The organism is Pseudomonas sp. P4_B4 (assembly GCF_056402255.1).
On the sequence record NZ_JBFUHS010000003.1, the window covers coordinates 160,425 to 180,878 of the forward strand.

Here is a 20,454-nt window from a genome sequence, read left to right on the forward strand (position 1 = left end):
ACTGCCCAACCCCACTCAGTGAGCAATATAGTGCACAAAGATTCTACCCAACGGGCTTCGGTCCTCCAGCACGTCAGTCAAAACGTCCGTCGTTTGCGTCATGCCGCCGACCTGAGCCAGACCGCGCTGGCGGAAAAGTCCGGTGTCAGCCGTCGAATGCTGGTGGCAATCGAGGCGGGGGAAAAGAACGTCAGCCTGACCACCCTCGACCGGGTGGCCGAAGCCCTCGACGTTGCCTTCAGTGATTTGATCCAGGCCCCCGACGCTCGCGATCCCAGCCGTATCAACGAGCTGGCCTGGACCGGCACGATCCCCGGCAGTAAAGCGGTGTTGCTCTCCAAAGCCCAGGCCAGCCGCGAAGTCGAGCAGTGGGAATGGTGCCTGCAACCGGGCGAGGTGTATCCGTCAGAGCCGGACGCCGATGGCTGGAGCGAGCAGATTTATGTCTTCGAAGGTTGCCTGACCGTTATGCTCGGCGACCAGGCGCAAAATATCGCTGCGGGTGAATTCTTCATGTTCGCCAGCAACCAGCCGCACTGTTATCGCAACGACGGGGCGGTGGCGGCGAAGTTTGTGCGTAATGTGGTGATCTGAACAGGGAGTGCACGATGGGCCAGACCTTGACCAATGACGCCGACATCCTGATTGTCGGTGGCGGCCTCAGTGGCGCGATGCTGGCGGCGCAGTTGATGCGTTTGCCGGGCCGGCGCCGGGTGCTGGTGATCGAGCCCCGGGCCGAGTTGGGGCGGGGCGAAGCCTACAGTGCGGTGGAACTGGGCCATACGCTCAACGGCAATGCGGCGCGGATGAGTGTCGACCCGGACAACGCCGACGACCTGACCCAATGGTTGACCGGGTACATCGAGGCTGGCGGCTGGCCGGAATCGGATCAGCAGCACGTGCCGATCAGCGAACTGTTTCCGCCACGGGGGATTTTCGGCCTGTACGCCCGGCAGCGCCTGGCCGAAGCGCAGGCGGTGGGCGCCTTGAACGGTTCGACGGTCGAGCATGTGCAGGCCGAAGTGGTCGATTTGCAAACCGATGCCGACGCCGTACGGTTGACCTTGAGCGATGGCCGATGCTTGCAGGGCGCTTTTGCGGTACTGGCCACCGGGATGTTTTCCGCCGCGCGCACGCCACAAACCCGGTCCAGCGGCTTGAATGCGGCCGCCCTCGATCCGTGGGACGTGGCGGCCATGCAGCGGCTCGATCCGCAATCGACGGTCATGATCATCGGCTCGGGCCTGACCATGGTCGACGCCGTGGTGTCCCTGGAACAGGCCGGGCATCGCGGCCCGATCGAAGTGTTTTCCCGCCATGGCCTGCTGCCCCATGTGCGGCGCCAGCCTCCGGCCTGGGTGGATTTTCTCGCTGAGGATCAGAGCATCCGCACACCCCGCCAGTTGATGCGCGAACTGCGTCGGCACTGCCGGGACGCCATCGCCCAGGGCATCGACTGGCAGGCGCCGCTGGACACGGTGCGGGCACACATCGGCCGCTTGTGGCATCAGGCGACGGACGTGCAACGTCGGCAGTTCGTGCGGCATGTGCGGCCGTGGTGGGAAAGCCATCACCACCGCTCGCCGCCCTTGAGTGCCGAACTGGTGGCGCGCTTATATAAAGAAGGGCGGTTGCGTATTCATGCGGCCTCGTTCAAGGGGCTTGAGCCTTCGCTGAATGGCGAGGTGAGTATTCGCCTTCGACGGCGCGGCGAGGCGCACACCTGTGTGGTCAGCGGTGCCGGCCTGATCAACTCAAGCGGTATCGAGTACGACTGGCGCCGGGTTGCGCGGCCGCTTCCCCGGCAACTGCTCGCCCGTGGCCTGGTCCGGCCGGGGCCGTTGGCCTTGGGCATCGCGGCAGCGGTCGATGGCGCGGTCCTGAATGCCGAGGGGCTGCCCGCCAGCCGTTTGTTTGCCATGGGGCCGCCTTTGCGCGGCATGTGGTGGGAAAGTACCGCCGTCACCGACGTGGCTAGCCAGGCCAAGGCGTTGGCCGGGCGGCTGACGGGACTCGTCGATCAGGTTGTGGGTATGAGTACATATCCGTTGTTGCGGTAACGGCGGCTGGCGGTTTCGCCCTGACGGCGACTCACTTTTTTTACAAGCGCCTAAAAAAAGTAAGCAAAAAAACGCTCGCCCCGAACGTCCGGCCCCTCGCCAAGGCTCGGGGTTCCTTCGCTCTGGCATTCATCCGGGGGCATTGCCCTCCGGTCGGCTTCGCGCGACCTACATGCAATGAGTTCGACTGCGTCGAACGGCGCTGCGCGCCCATCCCCGGATGAACACCTCCGCTCAGCCTGCCGAGGGGGCGGGTGGATCAAGATCAAGAGCTGCAGGCGAGCTAACGCTCGGCCCTGTAGGAGCGAGCTTGCTCGCGAGGCGGCCTGACAGCCGACCATTTTCTTTCAGATGCCACCCAGTCCAACTGCAGGATTGAGCTTGGTCGGGCACCGGTCCAGGTCTGGTAGCTAGACCACCGCTGGATTGCTTCCATCAATGCACCCGGCAAAAAAACCGCGGCCCCCCACCCGAGGCCGCGGTTTTCCATAGGGTTCAAGCCTGCCCCATCAACCAACGTGGCTAATGGGGCGCGGGCTCAGTTGGCGATCACCGGCACTGTCCGCACGGAGCCTTGGGACGAGGTGATCGTGGCGGTCGGGTTCGCCGACGGAACGACCGTGGTGGTGTTGTTCACCGTCAACCGCCAGCGACCGTTCACCGGTACGGTGGAGGTGCCCAGGGTGACCAGCCCGGTCGGCGTGGTGACCTTGATGGTGATGGTGTTGCCGGTGGTCACCGATGAGGTGCCGGCAAAGTTCCAGGTGAAGCGGTTATTGGAACGGGCACTCACCGTTGCGGTGGTCACTGCGAAGGTTTCCGCAGCAGGCCGTGGCGAGACTTGCACCGTGACCGTGGCCGGCGACGTCGACTGGGCGCCGAAGCTGTCCCGGGCGATGTAGGTGAAGGTCGTGGTGAAGGCCGTGGTGACGGTGGCCGGTGGGGTATAGGTGAGCACCGTACCGTTACTGCTGACGATGCCGCGACCTGTCGGTGGTTGAGTGAAGCTGGCGACCGCTAGCGGCACATTGCCTTCCGGGTCGCTGTCGTTGGCCAGCACGTTGATTGGAATCGCCACACCCAGTGTCGTGACGGCATCGGCGACTGCCACCGGAGGCCGGTTAGGCGCCACGGTAATGGTCACGGTTGCCGCTGTCGTCGAGGCCAGGCCTTTGACGTCCTGGGCCTTGTAGGTGAAGGTCGTGGTCAGCGGCGCGTTGACGACAGCGGGAGGGGTGTAGACCACCGCCGTCGTGCCGCTCAATGCCACGCTGCCCTGGCCGGCGGCCGGTTGAGTCAGCGCGGTAATGCTCAGCGGCGTATTGCCGTCCGGGTCCCTGTCGTTGGCCAGCAGGTTGAGGGTGATCGGCACGCCGAAGCTGGTGCTGCCGGTATCGGCGACGGAGATCGGTGCCTGGTTCGCGCCGGTGTCCGGTGCAGTGCCGACGACTACGACCGGCTCGGTGTCATTGCCGCCGGCGGCGGATTTGACCGTAACGGTTGCAGGGGGTTGGGTCAGGTCAGCCACCGTAAGGTGTTGCAGGGTGCCGGTTTTTGACAGCCGGCCGTAACCCTGGGCGACCATGTCCGGAACCACCACTTCGTCTGTGGAGGTGGCCTCGATCAGCAGGCTGTGGTTGCTCCAGCTATAACGAGCGGTCTGGATTTTCACCACATCCGAGAGCTTGCTCGATACCGAGGTCGGGCGGGTGGTCCCGGCCGGGTTGGTGGCGGTGACCACCACGACCGGCGGCACCGTTGCATTGGCCAGCAGATGCTGGGCGAAGAACACGCCGTTGTTATCGCTCACCATGGTGGTCTGGCAAGGCGACACAGGCGGGCCGGGGACGAGGGCGATGCTTTCGCGAAAGCACAGGGTCGAACCGTTGGCGGCTTTGGCAAACACTTCGACCCGGGTGTTGTTGCCGCCCGTGCCGGCTATGCGGCGGTAGGTGGCACGGGTCATGTCCACCGCGGTTTGCGCGCGGTTGTCGAGCACCTTGCCGGACAGGGTGAAGAGGTTGGTCTGGAGGGTCCCGGCCGGGCCTTGGATGCGCACGAAGTTGGTGTTGTTGGGGCTACCGGTCACGGCTTCGGTGAGGTTCGGGTCGCCGACGAAGGTTTCGACGGTGCCGGTGTCCGGGTTCACTTCGGTGTAGGGGCCGTTGACGCTGCGCAGGAACGGCCCGATCGCCCCGTTGACCGCACCGCTGAAAACCCCCGGTGCACCGACGCCGACATCCTTGGTGATGTTGATCGCACGACGCCCGGGGGTGGTGACGTTGACCGTTTCCACGCCATAGGGGTGGGTAATGGTGTAGGTCCCGGCAGTGGGAATGTTCACCCGCATACGAATCCGCGCGAAGCTGATCTGGTCGCCGTCGAGCGGGTTGCCGCCAGCAAATGCAGCCTCGATCCCGGCGACATAAGCGTCCATGCCATAGCCGGCGGTGTTGTTGGGGATGCTGGTCTCGGCAAGGAACCAGAAGGCTTCGTCTGGCCAGTTATCCGGGAACACCATCGGCAGGGTGTCGTCGAAAATGCCTGGTGTCGGCAGCAGGGTGCACATGTAGGCCGGTGGCACACTGGCTGCCACCCGTGAGCTGGCGGCGCGTGACTGGCACAGCTCCATCGACAACAGATTGTTGTCCTGATACCAGATCGGGAATTTCCCGGTGGCAAAGGTGTAGGGGCCGGGATCGACGGCGGCGAGTTGCGCGAAGGCACTGCCGGACAGCGATAGAGTCAGTCCCAGGGCGTTGAGCGCCAGGCGTGGCCATTTGTTCATGATGCCTCCTGATGAGGATCCGGGCATGTGGGCGTTCATTGCACGATGACCACTTCTTCGGTATCGCTGCCGCCATTGGACGACGACACGCGAACCTGGGCTGGTGGAATCGGCGAGATGCCGGTGGCCAGGCTTTTCACCGCGCCGTCACCACTCAGGGCGCCGATGGCGATACCGGTGCCGGAGGTGGCAGTGAGCACCGGTGGCGACGTTTCATCGCTGGTCGAGGCCACGATGGTGATTTGCCCGGTGCTCAGGCTGTACTCGGCGCGTGAGATCGTCACCAGGTCGGTCAGCGGCATGGGCAAGGTGGTCGGCGTGCTGCTGGCGATGGCCAGGTGGTTGTCGGCGGTCACCTGCAAGGTGCTCGGCAGCGTCGGATTGTTCGGCGACTGCGCATACCAGTGGCCGGTGGTGTTCGCTTCGGTGAAGTTCAGCACCGGGTTGTTGCTGTCCAGGGTCACGCTGGCCGGTGGTGGCGGGGCCAGCACGAACACGTCCTGCTGGGCCACCGGGGCGCTGGTGCCGGCCTGTCGCGAATAGGTGCTGCGCTCGGCGATCACCGGGGTCGGCCGGACCACCGTCGACAACTTGCCGGATACGGCGAAGAGGTTGGTGCGCAAGTCCAGGCCATTGGGGCCTTCGATGCGCACATAGTTGGTGTTGAACGGGCTGCCAGTGACGGCTTCGGTGAGGTTCGGATCGCCGACGAATTGTTCGGCCTGACCCGTGGTCGGGTTGGTCTCGGTGTAGGGACCATTGACGCTGCGCAGGAACGGTCCGACGTCGCCCTTGAGCGCGCCGCCGTAGGTTTTTGGCGCACCGATGCCGATGTCCCGGGTCATGTTGATCGCCCGCCGGCCGGGAGTGTCGATGTTGAACACTTCGACGCCGTAGGGGTGGGTGATGACATAAGTGCCGGCGGTGGGCACGTCGATGCGAATACGGATACGGGCGAAGCTGATCTGGTCGCCCTCCAGTGGATCGCCGCCACTGAAGGCTGCCTCAACCGCCGAGACATAGGTCAGGTCGATGCCTCGGGCGGCATCGACGATGGTGGTTTCGCCTGTGGCCCAGAACGCTTCGTCGGGGAAATTGGTCGGGAAGACCAACGGTTGAGTGTCGTCGAAAATACCGGGGTTCGGGATCAACGAGCACATGTAAGTCGGGGCGCCCGGCGCGCTGGCAACCCTGGAACTGACAGCCTTGGATAAACACAGGTCAAGGGTTCGGCCATGGCTGTCTTGATACCAGGCGGCGAAATTGCCATTGGTTGGCAGGTAGGGTCCGGGGTCTACGGCAAACAGCGCTGCCTGGGCAATGCCTTGGGCTAGAGCGGTCAGGGCCAGGGCGGTCGCGGTTTTGCGCAGTAAAGGGTGCATGAGTATTCCCTCTATCGAAGTACCTGCCCCTTGGGGATGGGTCAGTTGGCAGGGTGTTCGGCAACTTCCATACCAATCAGCGAAAACGCCCGTGGGAAGCCCGGAGTAAAGGCATTGGCGCAGTCGCGGGTGACAGACCGGGAGGCTGGGGCGCGGGCGGCTTTCCCCAGTTTTGGGGGTGGATAGGGCGCGCGGGGCGGGAGGGGGGCGTAGTACACCGGGCAAACGGCCATGCGTGGGCTATAAACCTATAGGGGGTTTCCGGGAACCGTGTCCATGAACACCATCGCCAAAGTACTTGCGACCGAAAGCGAAGTTCGCTTGAACACGCGCAAGGAGCCGTTCGATCTGCTGCGCTGGTTTTCGCTGGTCAGCATGGTGGTGATCGGCACGGTGGCGGTGGCGCTGGGGGCGGTGTCCTCGCGGTTCGTGATTACCGAAAGCGTGCAGCGCGATGCGCTATTGACCTCACAATTCATACAGGCGATTGCCTCGACCGAGGTGCGCCATGTGTCGATTCCCAACGTCAGGACCATGGGTGAGTTGCTCGACCCACGAAACGACAAGGACTTTCCTGACGTCGACCCGCTGTCACGCGCCAATGCCCGTGATGATTTCCTCGACCATATCGAAAATCTGCCGGACGTGATCCTGGCCAACATCTATGCCCCCGACCGCATGGTGATCTGGTCGACCAACCCGGCCTTGATGGGCACCACGATCCATGGCGATGAAGACCTCGACCGGGCATTCAACTCGAAAATTTCCGTGTCGACCAGTTACCACGATGTGGACAAATCCCGCATGGAGCAGAAGTTCCTGGAGCCACCCAAATACACCTTCATCGAAAACTACATTCCCCTGTTCGACGCCGATGGCAGCACCGTCACGGCGATGGTCGAGATTTACAAGGAGCCGCAGGACTTGATCAACCGCATGGAGCGCGGCCTTGTGCTGATCTGGCTGGCGACCGCCCTGGGCGGCGGTCTGATTTACCTGGGCCTGTACTGGATCGTGCGGCGGGCGGCGATCCTGCTGGCGACGCAGCAGAAGCAATTGATCACCAACGAAACCTTTGTGGCTCTGGGGGAGGTGTCCTCGGCGGTCGCCCACAGTCTGCGCAATCCGTTGGCGAACATCCGTTCAAGCGCCGAGCTGGCGATGGAGTTCGACAGCGGTCCGGCACACGGGAACATCAACGACATCATTGGTCAGGTCGATCGCATGTCGAAGTGGGTCCGGGAGTTGCTCCAGTCCCTGCGACCGCTCAATGACGAGGCGGAACCTGTGAACCTGGTGGCGGCCCTGCATGACAGCCTGATGGCTTACGAGCATCAGATCAGCAAGGGCAGGATCAACGTGGTGTTCGAGCCGGACCAGACACCCATGGTCCTGAGCCAGCACGTGCAATTGACCCAGATCCTCAACAGCCTGCTGTCCAATGCGGTGGAAGCCATGGACGACGGCGGTACGCTGACCATCCAGATCGAGCCGCGCGATGCCCAGCGCGTCAGCGTGAGGGTCAGCGATACCGGCAAAGGCATGAGCGAAGAACAGCGCACCATGGCCTTCCGGCCGTTCTTCACCACCAAGCAGGGCGGGCTGGGAGTCGGGCTGGTGCTGGTCAAGCGGATCATGGAGCGTTTTGGCGGTGCGGTGACCCTGGATAGCCGTGAAGGCGAGGGCACCACTGTCCGCCTGTTGTTTAATCTGGTCCCCTGAAAACGGGGATGAACTATCCCCAATATCGGGGGTTCAATCCCCGGTCATTTCCACGGTCATCGCCCATTGATTTTGATAAATCATTGTTTTGTTGAGTGTTAGTACTTTTTTATAAAAAAAACACATGATTGGCGAGGTCCTTGCAAAACCATCATGACCCCCTTCACGACATCGAGGCGGCTGGTGATGGAAAAAAAACAGATGCATTCACCACGTTCACGAGCCTTGGGCATGCACCTGGTACTGATGTTGGTGACCGGTTTGCTGGCCAGCCAGCTGCTGGTCGCCAGCCAGCCGACGTCGACGCCCGCACCTGCTTCTGCATCCACTGCCGAACCCGCTGTCGTTGAAGACGACACTCCGTGGGGTGGCAACTATTTCCCCAACACCCTGCTGACCGACCAGGACGGTCAGCAACTGCGTTTTTTCGATGACATGATCAAAGGCAAGGTGGTGGTGATCAACTTCATCTTCACCTCGTGCAGCGACTCCTGCCCCCTGGAAACCGCGCGCCTGCGCCAGGTGCAGAAACTGCTGGGGGATCGGGTCGGCAAGGACGTCTTCTTCTATTCCATCAGCATCGACCCCTTGAGTGATACCCCCGAGGTGCTCAAGGCCTATGCGCAACGCTTCCAGGTCGGGCCCGGGTGGAAATTCCTCACCGGGGAATTCGCCGACGTCACCGACCTGCGCAAAAAACTGGGGCTGTTCATCGAAGGCATCGATAACGGGCGCAGCAAGGACCACAACCTGAGCCTGATCGTCGGCAACCAGGCAACGGGCCGCTGGATGAAATCCTCGCCGTTCGAAAACCCGTGGATTCTGGCCGACCAACTGGCCAATACCTTGCAGAACTGGAAACAGCCCAGTGTGGAAGAAAGCTATGCCGATGCACCGCAAATCCGTCCGCCGAGCAATGGTGAAGAGCTGTTCCGCACCCGTTGCGCGTCTTGCCACAGCCTCGGTCCGCTGGACGGGCAGGGCATCGGCCTGCACAGCATCGGCCCGGACCTGATCGGCGTGACCCATCAGCGCGATCCGGCCTGGCTCAACCGCTGGATCCGCGAGCCGGATCGCATGCTCGCGGAAAAGGACCCGATTGCGATGGAGCTGTTCGATCGCTACAACAGGATCCCGATGCCCAACTTGCGGCTGGATGAGCGTTCCGTGCAGTCCATCATTGATTTCCTGCAGGAAGAAACCAACCGTCAGCATCCGCCGGTGGTGCCATTGGCCAGTGGTAACGAGGAGCCTGAACATCATCATTCGGTCGCGCAACCCGACATGCCCAAGGTGCAATAGTGTCAAAAAAATTACGCGGGCCAGTCAATGGCTATCAATGCCACCTACACTGATCCAGAACGCGGCTGAACAGGCTCGATTTCAAGCATCCAGGACACCGCCATGCAGATACTCGAACAACAAAAAGTAGCTGCGCCGCAGGCTCCGGCAGCACAACGCAAGGGTTGGCGGCCGCAGTTCAATTTACTGCGCTGGTTTTCCCTGGCGAGCTTTCTGATCATCGCGGTGGTGGCGCTGGGGCTGGGTTACATCTCCACGCGCTTTGTGGTCGACGAAAGCATCGAGCGCGATTCGATGCTGACTGCGCAGTTCATCCAGTCCATTGGCGAGGCTGAAATCCGGCATGCCGGGATTTCGCCGGGCAAAACCATTGGCGAAATGCTCGACCCGCGCATGGACCATGCCTACCCCGACGTCAACCCGGGATTCCGGGCCGCCGCGCGCGTGGAGTTTCTCGACCATGTGGAGCATCTGCCGGACATCTTGCTGGCGACGGTGTACGCCCTGGACCGCACCGTGGTCTGGTCGACCAACCCCGAGCTGATTGGCGTGCGCATCGAAGGCGACGATGAGCTGGACGAATCCTTCGAAATGAAATCGCCAGTGTCCACCAGCTACCACGAAGTCGATGAGGCGCGTCCCGAGCAGCGCTTGCTGCGCGAACCGGAGTATTTGTTCGTCGAGAACTACATTCCGATGTTCAACGCCGACAGAAGCAAAGTGATTGCCATGGTGGAAATCTATAAAGAGCCGCTGGACCTGGTGGAACGCATCCAGCGTGGCTTCAAGGCGATCTGGCTGGCCACGCTGATCGGCGGGGCGGCCATTTACCTGGGGCTGTTCTGGATCGTGCGACGCGCGGCGACGCTGTTGCAGAGCCAGCAGAAACAATTGATCGCCAACGAGACCTTTGTCGCCCTTGGCGAGATGTCTTCGGCGGTCGCCCACAGCTTGCGCAACCCGCTGGCCAATATCCGCTCCAGCGCCGAACTGGCCCAGGACATCGCCAGCCAGACCGCGCAGAAAAACATTGGCGACATCATCAATCAGGTCGACCGCATGTCGCGCTGGGTCCGTGAATTGCTGGTGTCGTTGCGGCCGATGAATGACGACTGTGAAACGGTCGACCTGGTGCTGGCCCTCGAAGACACCTTGAGTGCCTTCGAGTCCCTGATCAAACGTTCGGACGTCGAAGTGCGTTTCTCGCCTGTCAGCGTGCCACCGATCGTCAGCCAACAGGTGCTGCTCACGCAAATACTCAATAGCCTGTTTGCTAATGCGCTGGAAGCCATGCCCAAGGGTGGCGTGCTGACGATCGAGATCGATTCCTCGGTACCCGGCGACGTGAGCATGACCCTGACCGACACCGGCAAGGGCATGTCCAAACAACAGCAACAAATGGTCTTCAAGCCGTTTTTCACCACTAAGCAAGGTGGGTTAGGCGTGGGCCTGGCCCTGGTCAAAAGAATAATGGAACGGTTTGACGGCTCGGTCGAACTGACCAGCCGGGAGCAGGAAGGAACCCGCGTTTGTCTCAATTTCAAAGTGGCAACGGGAGGGGCATATGGAGCACAGCATTCTGCTGGTCGAGGATGACGAAATTCTCGCCGAGAATATTCAGACTTACCTGGAGCGCAAGGGCTTCGAGGTGACCGTTTGCCACTCGGCCGAAGATGCACTGGAGCAATTGGGTTCTTTCGCGCCTGACGTGGTACTGACCGACAACTCGTTGCCGGGCATGAGTGGTCACGACCTGATCCAGAAGCTGCGCATCAGCGCGCCGGATCTGAAAGTGATCATGATGACCGGCTACGGCAACGTCGAAGACGCCGTGGTGGCGATGAAAGAGGGCGCCTTTCACTACGTCACCAAACCCGTGGCCCTGCCAGAGCTCAAGCTGCTGCTGGACAAGGCCTTGGCCACCGACCGCATGGAGCGCACGCTGTCGTTTTACCAGGAACGCGAGGCTCAGAAGTCGGGGGTGCAGGCACTGATTGGCGAGTCGGCACCGATGGCGTACCTCAAGGGCACCATCAGCCAGTTGCTCGACGCCGAACGGCGCATGGCCAACAGTGATCTGCCGCCGGTCCTGGTGGAAGGCGAGACGGGCACCGGCAAGGAACTGGTAGCCCGGGCCTTGCATTTCGACGGCCCGCGCGCCAAAGGCCCGTTCATTGAATTCAACTGTGCTTCGATCCCCTCCAATCTGGTGGAGTCGGAACTGTTCGGCCACGAGAAGGGCGCCTTCACCGACGCCAAAGAACGCCGCCTGGGGCTGGTGGAAGCGGCCGATGGCGGCACGCTGTTCCTCGATGAAATCGGTGAAATGGACCTGCTGTTGCAAGCCAAGCTGCTGAAACTGCTGGAAGACCGGACCATTCGCCGGGTCGGTTCGGTAAAGGAGCGCAAGGTCGATCTGCGGGTGATCAGTGCCACCAACTGCAATCTCGAACAAATGGTCCAGCAAGGCAAATTCCGTCGCGACCTGTTTTTCCGCCTGCGCATCATTTCGATCAAGGTGCCGCGCCTGTATGCCCGGGGTGCCGATATCCTGCTGCTGGCCCGGCACTTCCTGGAGATGCATGGCAAACGCTACGGCAAGCCGAACCTGCATTTCAGCGACCAGGCCGAAGATTTGCTGCTCAGCTACAGCTGGCCGGGCAACGTGCGCGAACTGCGCAACATGCTGGAGCAAACCGTGTTACTGGCGCAAAGCGACACCATCGCCGCCCATCAGTTGAACGTCTGCCTGAGCCTGGTGGATGAGCCACCGATGTTTCATCACGAGCCGCCACATTCCAGCGAACCGCGTCCGTCCTACAACGGCAGCGAGTCCATGAACCTGCCGGAAGTGGAGCGCGACATGGTGCGCAAGATGCTCGACAAGACGGACTGGAACGTCACCAAATCGGCACGCCTGCTGGGTCTGAGCCGTGACATGTTGCGCTACCGGATCGAAAAACTCGGCCTCGCCCGTCCGGACAAGCGCCAGTGGTAGGGGGCGTTCTCAATTAGTTTCCCTACCGCGCCGGGTCTGCTGTTGTGCAGGGCAAGGCGCGAGAAGCGCAGTTTGGTCATTCCAAATCAGCTTCGAGCAACACAGCCCTGCACAACAGCAGGCCCGGCCCCTTCGGGTTGTGCCTTAAAGCTGGCCATGCTGCGTTGCAGGCTTTGGAAAGGGAACAACCATTCCCAGCGGCCTACGCCTTGCCTGGCCAGCTTTAAGGCGACAACGCGGTGGGGAAACCAATTGAGAACGCCCCCTAGTGCTCACTGCAACACCGGGCCCTGCCTCAGACAGGACATCATGCAACTGGGGTTCTCGACTTCCTGGTTCACATACACGCCACGCTCCGGATCGTAGGAGCGGATAAACACCCGAACCGTGGCGTCGGCCACCGTCGGCAGGCGCGAGTCGGAGAACACGTGCTCACTTGAAACCGGAATGAATTCCCCGGGTGCGGTCGGGATGTACGAACCTGGTGGCACGATGCTCATGGACAGTGGTGCGGGGTGCGCGAAGGGTTGGTCGGCGCCGTAATAGTTGAATTCACTGCTGTAGTCAGTGGTGTTTGGCATGTCGTCGGCGTGGGCGACAGCGGTCGTGCTCAGGTAGAAGGCGAGCAACAGCGTCAGATTGGTTTTTTTCATGGCAACACCTGCTAAATCGGTTTAACCACATTTCTCCCAAGGTTATTAACTATAGCTGCCGCCGTGGGCAGCCGTCGGTGCTGTGTGGATTACAAGTTCGCAACACCTGCCAGGATGAGGTTGATCTAGACTCCGGCCGGTCAAATCGACGACCCAAGCCCTGGAGCGTGCAATGGAACTGCCGACAAAAGATCAAGCCATCGCCAGTAACCGCGAGGCCTGGAATGATTCCGCCCGTCATCACAAAGACTCCTGCGAATGGCAAGCCTTGTTGAAGGGCGTGGCGCACACGGATTTTTCCTGCCTGGACGACACCCTGACCGCTTTGCTGACCCAGACAGGTGTCGACGGCAAGGAGGTGGTGCAACTGGGCTGCAACAATGGCCGCGAAAGTCTGTCGCTGTTTGCCCTGGGGGCGCGCAGCGTGGTGGGCGTCGACCAGTCTGAAGCATTTCTCGGGCAGGCACGGGAACTGGCGTCCCGCTCGCCCCATGCGCCGCAATTCATCGAAGCGGATATTCACCACTTGCCGGCCGGGCTGCAGGAGCGCTTTGACCTGGCGCTGATCACCATCGGCGTCTTGAACTGGATGCCGGACATCGGCGAATTCTTCCGCCATGTGGCGCGTACGCTGAAGCCGGGTGGGGCGCTGGTGGTGTATGAAACCCACCCGTTCCTGGAAATGTTCGACCCCGAGGCAGCCGATCCTTTTCGTCTGGCCAGTTCATACTTCCGTCGCGAACCGTTCGTGCAGCACGAACCGATCGTCTACGAAGGCAAGATCGAAACGCCGTCGGCGGCGTCCTACTGGTTCGTCCACACCCTGGGCGACCTCTTCAGTGCCGCCATTGCGGCAGGGTTGCAGATCCGTCACTTCAAGGAGTACCCGCATTCCAACCGCGAAGAGCTCTATGACCGCTATCAACAGCAGGTGGCGCAGTTGCCGTTGTGTTTTACGTGGGTGGTGGTGAAGAGCTGAGTGATGTGTAGCTCGGAGTGACGCCATCGCGAGCAGGCTCGCGAAGGCGGCCTGACAGCCAACCTGTCTTTTGTTGACGGTGTACATATCCGGTTTTTTGGTAACGGCGGCCTATGGTTTCGCCCTTACGGCGAGTCACTTTTTTTACAAGCGCCTAAAAAAGTAACCAAAAAAACGCTCGCCCCGAACGTACGGCCCCTCGCTAAGGCTCGGGGTTCCTTCGCTCCGGCATTCATCCGGGGGCATCGCCTCCGGTCGGCTTCGCTCGACCTCCTCTCGATGTGTTCGGCTGCGCCGAACGGCGCTGCGCGCCCACCCCCGGATGAACACCTCCACTCAGCCTGCCGAGGGGGCGGGTGGATCAAGATCAAGAGCTGCAGGCGAGCTAACGCTCGGCCTGATGAGTGGTGAGAAGCGACGCGGTGGTGTGGGTTGCTCTGCTTTTGCTCTTCTGTGGGAGCGGCGGTGCGGCGATTCGACTTGCTCGCGATGACGGCCTGTCAGCAGACTCAATTCTCACAGGCGAACGAACCCCGCGATCAGGCCGGCCGGTAGGCCGCCTCGCTTTTGCTTTTGCTTTGGCTTTAGCTTTTGATCTTCTTGCCCCCTCGTGAGGCCGAGAGGAGGTTCTGCGCAGTGGGCAACCCGGCATGGATGCCGGGTTAGCCGCCGCCGGCCGAGGCTGTGTAAAAACGGTTTTGAGCGCGGCAGGTACTCAAAATCGGACTGGAAATCGCGTTTCTACGCGAAATCCACATCTGCTGACGTGCCGATAAATTTCAGATTTAACGTAGATGCGCGTACTTCAATTTTGGTGAAGCGTTTTTACACACTCTGGGCCATGGATGGCCGATGGCGGCGGGCCCACGGAGCAGGACCGGAGCGAGGGCATGCCGAGCCTAGGCGAGGCACCGAATGTCAGGGGCAAGAGCCCTTGGTTACTTGGGGTTGGGCGGCATTCCGTTTTTCCAAGTGACCCGCCGTAAGGGCGGAACCCTAAGTGGCCGTTACCGCAGCAACGGATATGTACACCCACAAAATATTCATCGCCTGACACAAAGCCATCGCGAGCAAGTCGGATCGCCGCACCGTCGCTCCCACAGGGATCTTCAGTGGCCACAAGTCCCGAGTAAAACCGGAGACCCAATGTGCGAGCTTGCTCGCGATAGCGGTCTGACAGCCGACCATTCTTTACAGCTGGCCTGGCATTCCTCGCCCCCGAACCGAAAATTTCTACACCGGCAGTCGCAACTCCGCACACAACCCGCCACCCTCACGATTACTCAGGCTCAACGACCCTCCAATCGCGACCGCCAGTTGCTGGGCGATCGCCAGCCCCAGCCCGGTGCCGCCGGTGCTGCGGTTGCGGGAGTTTTCGACGCGGTAGAACGGTTCCATCACTTGCTTGAGTTCTTCCTCGGCGATCCCCGGGCCACGGTCGAGGATCTTGATCGACAGGTTGCCATCGGCCTGTTTTTCCACCCGCAACTCGGCAGCACCGGCAAATTTCAATGCGTTGTCCGTCAGGTTGACCAGCACCCGGCGCAAGGCGTGGGGTCGGGTGTCGATGACGGCTGCACTCTTGCCTGTGAGCTGAACGTCCTTGCCCACGTCCTGATAGTCGAACACCAGGCTGTCGAGGAACGAGTCGAGGTCGGTGCGGCGGCTTTCTTCGGTGGCGCCGTGGATGCTGCGAGCGTAGGCCACGCCTTCACGTACCAGGTGTTCCATCTCGCCCAGGTCGTTCCACAGTTTGTCTTTCTCGCTGGAGTCGTCCATGAACTCGGCGCGCAGTTTCATGCGGGTGATGGGAGTTTGCAGGTCGTGGGAGATTGCCGCGAGCAGTTGCATGCGTTCCTTCAGGTACGCCGCGATGCGTGCCTGCATCGAGTTGAAGGCCCTGGCGGCGTGGGCGACTTCGGTCGGGCCTTTTTCGTCCAGGAGTACTGGGTGCGCGTTGGGGTCCAGGGTTTCGACGGCACTGGCGAGGCGGGTGAGGGGGCGGATGGCGATTCTCACCGCCAGCCAGGAGCAGGCCAGCATCAGCGCCAATTGCCCGAGCAACACGATGGGCAGCCAGGGCGACAACGGCACCATCGTCGGGCGGACGTCGATGGTCAGCGGGCTGCCATCCGCCAGGTTCAAGTGCACTTGAAAATGTTTTTTCGGCCCGGGGATGTCGGTGAAGGTCATCGGGTAATCGTGGCCGATGGCGTCCTTGATCGAGGCAATGGCAATGGGCGCATCGGGCATGTCGGTGCGTATGGGCGTGCCCGGCGAACCCTCATTGAGCATGTAACTGTAATTGCGCCGTTCCAGTTGTTTGAGCCAACCGGCTCGCTCGTCGGCGGGCAAGCGGTCGAGGATGGCAACGGACGTGGAAACGTCGGTTTCCAGGTTGCCGAGCATGGTGGTTTTCGAGGATTCGTAGCGTTCGTAGTACTGCGCGCCGAAGGACAGCGCCTGAGCGAGGATCAGGCCGATCAGGAAAATCAGTGATAGCCGCGAAGCCAGGGTCCGCGGCCAGTGCAGCGCCAGGGTCATGATTGATCGCCCAGGATTTCCACCGGCAGGGAAAACACATAGCCTTCGCTGCGCACGGTCTTGATGTAGGCCGGTTCGCGGGCGTCGTCGAGCAAGCGCTGGCGCAGGCGACTGACCAGCAGATCGATGGAGCGGTCGAACAGGTCGGCGTCGCGGCCTTGGGTCAGGTTGAGCAATTGATCGCGGTTGAGCACCCGCTGCGGATGGTCGAGAAACACCCGCAGCAATCGATATTCGGCACCGCTCAGGGCCACCATGGTGCCGTCTTCATCGAGCAGGTGACGGGCCGAAGTGTCCAGGCGCCAGCGACCGAAAGCCAACAGCCGGCTGGCTTCGGTCACCACCAGGTTCGGCGGCAGCATGCGCGTGCGTCGCAGCACCGCGTTGATCCGTGCCAGCAGTTCACGGGCAGCGAATGGCTTGACCAGATAGTCGTCGGCGCCCATTTCCAGGCCGAGGATGCGATCGGTTTCATCGTTGCGTGCGGTGAGCATCAGCACTGGCGTGGCCTTGTGCTTGCCGGCGCGCAATTCGCGGCAGAGCACCAGGCCATCGTCCCCCGGCATCATGATGTCCAGCACGATCAGGTCCACCGGAGTGGTTTCCAGAAAAGCGCGCATCTGCCGCCCATCCGCCACGACCGTGGTGCGCAGGCCGTTCTTCTTCAGGTAGTTGCCAACCAGTTCGCGGATTTCGCGGTCATCGTCAACGATGAGGATGTGATCAACGTGATCCATTGGGCCAAACCTCTGGTAAATGGGGAATGCCACACAGTCTATCGAGCCTCGGCGGGCTCGCCTGCCGCCCTTTGTATTGCAGTGTATCTGGCTTGCCTGCGGATACACACGAAGGCAAAAAAGCCGATTTCCAGCGGTTTTGTATTGCTGTGTATCCAGGTGCCGTTCTGATACGCAGCGATTGATTCACGCCGATTTCCGACACAGACGAGATACCTCGCAGGCTTTTAATAGGTTCCATCGAGGCAAACCAGACCGCCTCGGATCAACGAACCAACGACCTGTCGAACCTTGAGGAATCCGCCATGAACACCAAGGCCATCTACGCCGCCTGCCTGTTTGCCGCCCTGAACATCTGCACCTTGTCGGCCCGTGCCGAAGCCGATGTCGCTCCCAAAACCTACACCTACGGCACCCAACTGGATATCAGGAAAGTGGTGTCGCTATCCGAGGACGCTACGCCTTCCTGCGGCGTGGTGAATGCGCGGCTGACGTACCTCGACTCCCAGTCCAGGACCCAGGTGCTGGGTTACAGCAAGTTGGCTGACAACTGCAACTCGGAAAACTGAGTGTCGCAATCAAACACCGCTTAATCCATTTGAAACAGGAAGGACATCATGAACAACATTTCCCGCTACTTGACCGCCATCGCCTTTTCCGTCGCCGGTGCGGCGGCCCATGCCAACGCCGCTGTCGAACAAAGCGCCTGTGGCAGCAACACCTGCTTCCAGCTCACACCGGTGGCAGAGAAGGGCACCAATGGCTTCCTGGCGCAAGACGGTGCCAGCCGCACGCCTCAGGGGCAGTTGCTGGAAGAGCAGACGGCTTGAGAACACCCCAAATCCACTGTGGGAGCGGGCTTGCTCCGGGCGGCGTTCCGACGAAAGCGATTGTTCAGTCAATGATGTGTCATCTGACCCGACGCATTCGCGAGCAAGCCCGCTCCCACATTGGCCAATGTGTCGCCCTCTAATTTGCATTAGGTGATCCCATGTTACTCATCGCTTTCCTGGGCGGCATATTGACCGTCCTCAGCCCGTGCATCCTGCCGGTCGTGCCATTCCTGTTTGCCGGGGCCGACCGCACACGCTCCTCGATCCTGCTGACCCTTGGCGGCATGGTCCTGACCTTTGCCCTGGTCTCCAGCCTGGCGGTGGTCAGCAGTGAGTGGGTGATCCAGGCCAGCAACACCGGCCGCCACGTAGCACTGGTGGTGATGGCGCTGTTCGCCCTGTCGCTGATTTCCGCCCGGGTCGGTGACTGGCTGGCGCGTCCTTTCGTGCTGCTGGGCAATCGCATCGACCCGAACTCGCGCAAGATGTCCGGGCCGCTGGCGTCGATCATGATCGGTGTCGCCACCGGGCTGCTCTGGGCACCCTGCGCCGGGCCGATCCTCGGGGTGATTCTCACCAGCGCCATGCTGCAAGGGGCGAACGCCGGCACCAGTCTGTTGCTGGTGGCTTATGGCGCGGGCAGTGCGCTGTCCCTGGGCACCTTGATCTTTGCCGGGCGCCGCCTGGTCAATCGCTTGAAACCGTCGATTCCGGTCACCGGCTGGTTGCGCCGTGGCGCCGGGGTTGCGGTGCTCGCCGGTGCGGCAGTGATTGCAACGGGGGCCAATGACCTGTTGCTGGCCAACACTTCCTCGGAAGGTGTCAGCAGCGTGGAGAAAGGCGTGCTGGAAACCGTGCCGAAAGTCGTCGATTACCTGGTCAGCAAGGTCAAGGCCGACAGCGCCATGGACAACGCCCAGGGTGCGATGCCGTCGCTGTCCGGCGCGGTGGATTGGCTCAACTCACCGGCACTGAGCAACGAGGCCCTGAAAGGCAAAGTGGTGCTGGTGGACTTCTGGACCTTCGACTGCATCAACTGCAAGCACACCCTGCCGTACGTGAAGGACTGGGCAAAGAAATACGAAAAGGACGGACTGGTGGTGATCGGCGTGCATACACCCGAATACGGGTTTGAACGCATCATCGACAACGTCAGGGCCAAGGTGAAGGAATACGGCATCACCTACCCGGTGGCGATCGACAACAACTACGCGATCTGGCGCAACTTCGACAACCAGTACTGGCCCGCGCACTACCTGATCGATGCCAAGGGGCAGGTGCGTTACACCCACTTCGGTGAAGGCAGCTACGACACGCAGGAGAAGATGATCCAGCAGTTGCTGGAGGAGGCCAAGGCCAGCGCGCCAGCGGCGTAATCCGCTCGATCAATGGCTCACAGGTCTTGCCTCGTGGGCCATGTTTTTTTTCTCCTGACCGCGCCGCCACGCCGCCGGTGGTGCACCGTACTCGCGACGGAAGGCACGGCTGAAGGCGGTATCGGTCTGGTATCCCACTTCTTCGGCGATCCGCGTCAATGAGCTGTTGCTGCTGCGTAACAGGTTGGCGGCGAGCAACATCCGCCATTGCGTCAGGTACTGCATCGGCGACACCCCTACCAGTTGCTGGAAGCGTTCGGCCAATACCGATCTTGAGGTGCTGGCGGTGCGCGCCAGTTCGTCCAGTGTCCAGGCGTGGCAGGGTTTTTTGTGCAAGGCGTTGAGGGCGGCGCCGACGATGCGGTCGCGCACACCGGCCAGCCAGCCGGTGCGGCCTTCGCCCTGTTCGTTCATGTACAGGCGCAACACTTCGATGAACAGCACTTCGGCGAGTTTGGCCAATACCCCTTCGCCGCCAGGGCGGGGCGAGCGGGCTTCGGCGAGGGCATAGCGCACAGATGATTCCAGCCAGATACCGGCATTCGAACCGCGCACATTGACCCGTACTACGGCCGGCAAGCCCTTGAGCAACATGCCCGCCAGGCGCGTGTCGCACGCCAGGTAACCGCACACCAACCGGGTGACCGCGCCACCTCCGCCATAGCTCAATTGCCGGGGGCGGCGCGCCAGTACCGCATCCAGTCGCGCACCCGTGGCCGGGGGCAATCCGGGACGTGAGCACATTCGATGGGCATCACCCTGGGGGAAGATCACCACGTCGCCCGCACTCAGCTGCAGCGGCGGGTCATCGCCCAGTTCGACGTAGCATTCGCCCTCGGTGATCAGGTGAAAGATCACCACCCGTTCTGCATCGGGCTCCAGAAACGGCGCCGCCGTATCGGCGCTGGGCGACTGGTAGCACCAGGGCGCGGTGAACCGGGCGTTGATAAAGATCGCGCCGACCAGGTGCACGACGCGCAGGGTCTGTGACAGAGCGTCCATTGGGGTTTCCCCGTGGGAGGGTTCCTGATTGTGAACGCGCCTACGCGCTACGTGGAATCTCCGGACGATCGGGCAGGG

At 61.6% G+C, this 20,454-nt stretch carries 15 protein-coding genes and 1 pseudogene; 10 read left to right on the forward strand and 6 right to left on the reverse strand.

Translation table 11 applies throughout. From position 1 onward, the window contains the following. The first annotated feature begins 30 nt into the window (after positions 1–30). Both AC1DVE_RS05155 and AC1DVE_RS05160 read left to right on the forward strand, forming a co-directional pair. The gene (locus AC1DVE_RS05155) at positions 31–594 is read left to right on the forward strand and encodes a helix-turn-helix domain-containing protein (RefSeq protein WP_150726054.1); all 564 of its coding nucleotides are present in this window, start codon (positions 31–33) and stop codon (positions 592–594) included. A 14-nt stretch (positions 595–608) separates the two neighbouring features. Continuing rightward, positions 609–2,060 (forward strand): FAD/NAD(P)-binding protein, encoded by a 1,452-nt coding sequence (locus AC1DVE_RS05160; RefSeq protein WP_223460218.1) that lies wholly within the window; start codon positions 609–611, stop codon positions 2,058–2,060. Positions 2,061–2,598: 538 nt separating this feature from the next. On the opposite strand, the gene AC1DVE_RS05165 is transcribed toward AC1DVE_RS05160, so the two are convergent. Both AC1DVE_RS05165 and AC1DVE_RS05170 read right to left on the reverse strand, forming a co-directional pair. Continuing rightward, positions 2,599–4,848: an Ig-like domain-containing protein gene (locus AC1DVE_RS05165; RefSeq protein ID WP_223533512.1), complete on the reverse strand. Its 2,250-nt coding sequence runs from the start codon at positions 4,846–4,848 to the stop codon at positions 2,599–2,601. A 35-nt stretch (positions 4,849–4,883) separates the two neighbouring features. Continuing rightward, positions 4,884–6,230, reverse strand: a complete 1,347-nt coding sequence (locus tag AC1DVE_RS05170) for a hypothetical protein (protein WP_223460222.1) — start codon at positions 6,228–6,230, stop codon at positions 4,884–4,886. 276 nt (positions 6,231–6,506) lie between these two features. Between AC1DVE_RS05170 and AC1DVE_RS05175 the strand changes: the two genes are divergently transcribed. From AC1DVE_RS05175 to AC1DVE_RS05190, 4 genes are all read left to right on the forward strand, one after another. Continuing rightward, on the forward strand, positions 6,507–7,952 hold the full coding sequence (locus AC1DVE_RS05175) for a sensor histidine kinase (RefSeq protein WP_223457758.1): 1,446 nt from the start codon (positions 6,507–6,509) through the stop codon (positions 7,950–7,952). A 201-nt stretch (positions 7,953–8,153) separates the two neighbouring features. Then, the gene (locus AC1DVE_RS05180; RefSeq protein ID WP_477783814.1) at positions 8,154–9,254 is read left to right on the forward strand and encodes an SCO family protein; all 1,101 of its coding nucleotides are present in this window, start codon (positions 8,154–8,156) and stop codon (positions 9,252–9,254) included. A gap of 102 nt (positions 9,255–9,356) precedes the next feature. Beyond that, entirely contained in the window at positions 9,357–10,850 is a 1,494-nt protein-coding gene (locus AC1DVE_RS05185; RefSeq protein WP_223457761.1) for a sensor histidine kinase, read from the forward strand. After that, on the forward strand, positions 10,819–12,252 hold the full coding sequence (locus tag AC1DVE_RS05190) for a sigma-54-dependent transcriptional regulator (RefSeq protein ID WP_223457763.1): 1,434 nt from the start codon (positions 10,819–10,821) through the stop codon (positions 12,250–12,252). Before AC1DVE_RS05185 ends, AC1DVE_RS05190 begins: the two co-directional genes overlap by 32 nt. 272 nt (positions 12,253–12,524) lie before the next feature. Here the strand turns inward: AC1DVE_RS05190 and AC1DVE_RS05195 are convergent, their stop codons facing one another. Beyond that, entirely contained in the window at positions 12,525–12,905 is a 381-nt protein-coding gene (locus tag AC1DVE_RS05195; protein WP_223457765.1) for a hypothetical protein, read from the reverse strand. Positions 12,906–13,077: 172 nt separating this feature from the next. On the opposite strand from AC1DVE_RS05195, the gene AC1DVE_RS05200 reads away from it, so the two are divergent. Then, positions 13,078–13,884 (forward strand): class I SAM-dependent methyltransferase, encoded by an 807-nt coding sequence (locus tag AC1DVE_RS05200; RefSeq protein ID WP_223457767.1) that lies wholly within the window; start codon positions 13,078–13,080, stop codon positions 13,882–13,884. A 1,233-nt stretch (positions 13,885–15,117) separates the two neighbouring features. On the opposite strand, the gene AC1DVE_RS05205 is transcribed toward AC1DVE_RS05200, so the two are convergent. Next, positions 15,118–16,428 carry an ATP-binding protein gene (locus AC1DVE_RS05205; protein WP_223457769.1) on the reverse strand — a complete coding sequence of 437 codons (1,311 nt, stop codon included), beginning with the start codon at positions 16,426–16,428 and terminating at the stop codon, positions 15,118–15,120. Further along, complete coding sequence (locus tag AC1DVE_RS05210; protein ID WP_095946382.1) at positions 16,425–17,165, reverse strand: response regulator; 741 nt, start codon at positions 17,163–17,165, stop codon at positions 16,425–16,427. Before AC1DVE_RS05210 ends, AC1DVE_RS05205 begins: the two co-directional genes overlap by 4 nt. A gap of 305 nt (positions 17,166–17,470) precedes the next feature. On the opposite strand from AC1DVE_RS05210, the gene AC1DVE_RS05215 reads away from it, so the two are divergent. The 3 genes and pseudogenes from AC1DVE_RS05215 to AC1DVE_RS05225 all read left to right on the forward strand — a co-directional run bounded on the left by AC1DVE_RS05215 (position 17,471) and on the right by AC1DVE_RS05225 (position 19,374). After that, the gene (locus tag AC1DVE_RS05215) at positions 17,471–17,734 is read left to right on the forward strand and encodes a DUF2790 domain-containing protein (protein WP_223457771.1); all 264 of its coding nucleotides are present in this window, start codon (positions 17,471–17,473) and stop codon (positions 17,732–17,734) included. Between the two features lie 48 nt (positions 17,735–17,782). Further along, positions 17,783–17,992, forward strand: a pseudogene (locus AC1DVE_RS05220) (hypothetical protein); the annotation flags it as partial. Between the two features lie 164 nt (positions 17,993–18,156). Further along, positions 18,157–19,374 carry a cytochrome c biogenesis protein DipZ gene (locus AC1DVE_RS05225; protein WP_477783815.1) on the forward strand — a complete coding sequence of 406 codons (1,218 nt, stop codon included), beginning with the start codon at positions 18,157–18,159 and terminating at the stop codon, positions 19,372–19,374. A gap of 9 nt (positions 19,375–19,383) precedes the next feature. On the opposite strand, the gene AC1DVE_RS05230 is transcribed toward AC1DVE_RS05225, so the two are convergent. Next, positions 19,384–20,376, reverse strand: a complete 993-nt coding sequence (locus tag AC1DVE_RS05230) for an AraC family transcriptional regulator (protein WP_223543262.1) — start codon at positions 20,374–20,376, stop codon at positions 19,384–19,386. Between the last annotated feature and the right edge of the window lie 78 nt (positions 20,377–20,454).

Bases quoted from the DNA above. Each gene is read 5' to 3' on its own strand.
- AC1DVE_RS05160 (WP_223460218.1), top strand. From the start codon at position 609: ATGGGCCAGACCTTGACCAATGACGCCGACATCCTGATTGTCGGTGGC.
- AC1DVE_RS05165 (WP_223533512.1), bottom strand. From the start codon at position 4,848: ATGAACAAATGGCCACGCCTGGCGCTCAACGCCCTGGGACTGACTCTA.
- AC1DVE_RS05170 (WP_223460222.1), bottom strand. From the start codon at position 6,230: ATGCACCCTTTACTGCGCAAAACCGCGACCGCCCTGGCCCTGACCGCT.
- AC1DVE_RS05175 (WP_223457758.1), top strand. From the start codon at position 6,507: ATGAACACCATCGCCAAAGTACTTGCGACCGAAAGCGAAGTTCGCTTG.
- AC1DVE_RS05180 (WP_477783814.1), top strand. From the start codon at position 8,154: ATGCATTCACCACGTTCACGAGCCTTGGGCATGCACCTGGTACTGATG.
- AC1DVE_RS05185 (WP_223457761.1), top strand. From the start codon at position 9,357: ATGCAGATACTCGAACAACAAAAAGTAGCTGCGCCGCAGGCTCCGGCA.
- AC1DVE_RS05190 (WP_223457763.1), top strand. From the start codon at position 10,819: ATGGAGCACAGCATTCTGCTGGTCGAGGATGACGAAATTCTCGCCGAG.
- AC1DVE_RS05195 (WP_223457765.1), bottom strand. From the start codon at position 12,905: ATGAAAAAAACCAATCTGACGCTGTTGCTCGCCTTCTACCTGAGCACG.
- AC1DVE_RS05200 (WP_223457767.1), top strand. From the start codon at position 13,078: ATGGAACTGCCGACAAAAGATCAAGCCATCGCCAGTAACCGCGAGGCC.
- AC1DVE_RS05205 (WP_223457769.1), bottom strand. From the start codon at position 16,428: ATGACCCTGGCGCTGCACTGGCCGCGGACCCTGGCTTCGCGGCTATCA.
- AC1DVE_RS05210 (WP_095946382.1), bottom strand. From the start codon at position 17,165: ATGGATCACGTTGATCACATCCTCATCGTTGACGATGACCGCGAAATC.
- AC1DVE_RS05215 (WP_223457771.1), top strand. From the start codon at position 17,471: ATGAACACCAAGGCCATCTACGCCGCCTGCCTGTTTGCCGCCCTGAAC.
- AC1DVE_RS05225 (WP_477783815.1), top strand. From the start codon at position 18,157: ATGTTACTCATCGCTTTCCTGGGCGGCATATTGACCGTCCTCAGCCCG.
- AC1DVE_RS05230 (WP_223543262.1), bottom strand. From the start codon at position 20,376: ATGGACGCTCTGTCACAGACCCTGCGCGTCGTGCACCTGGTCGGCGCG.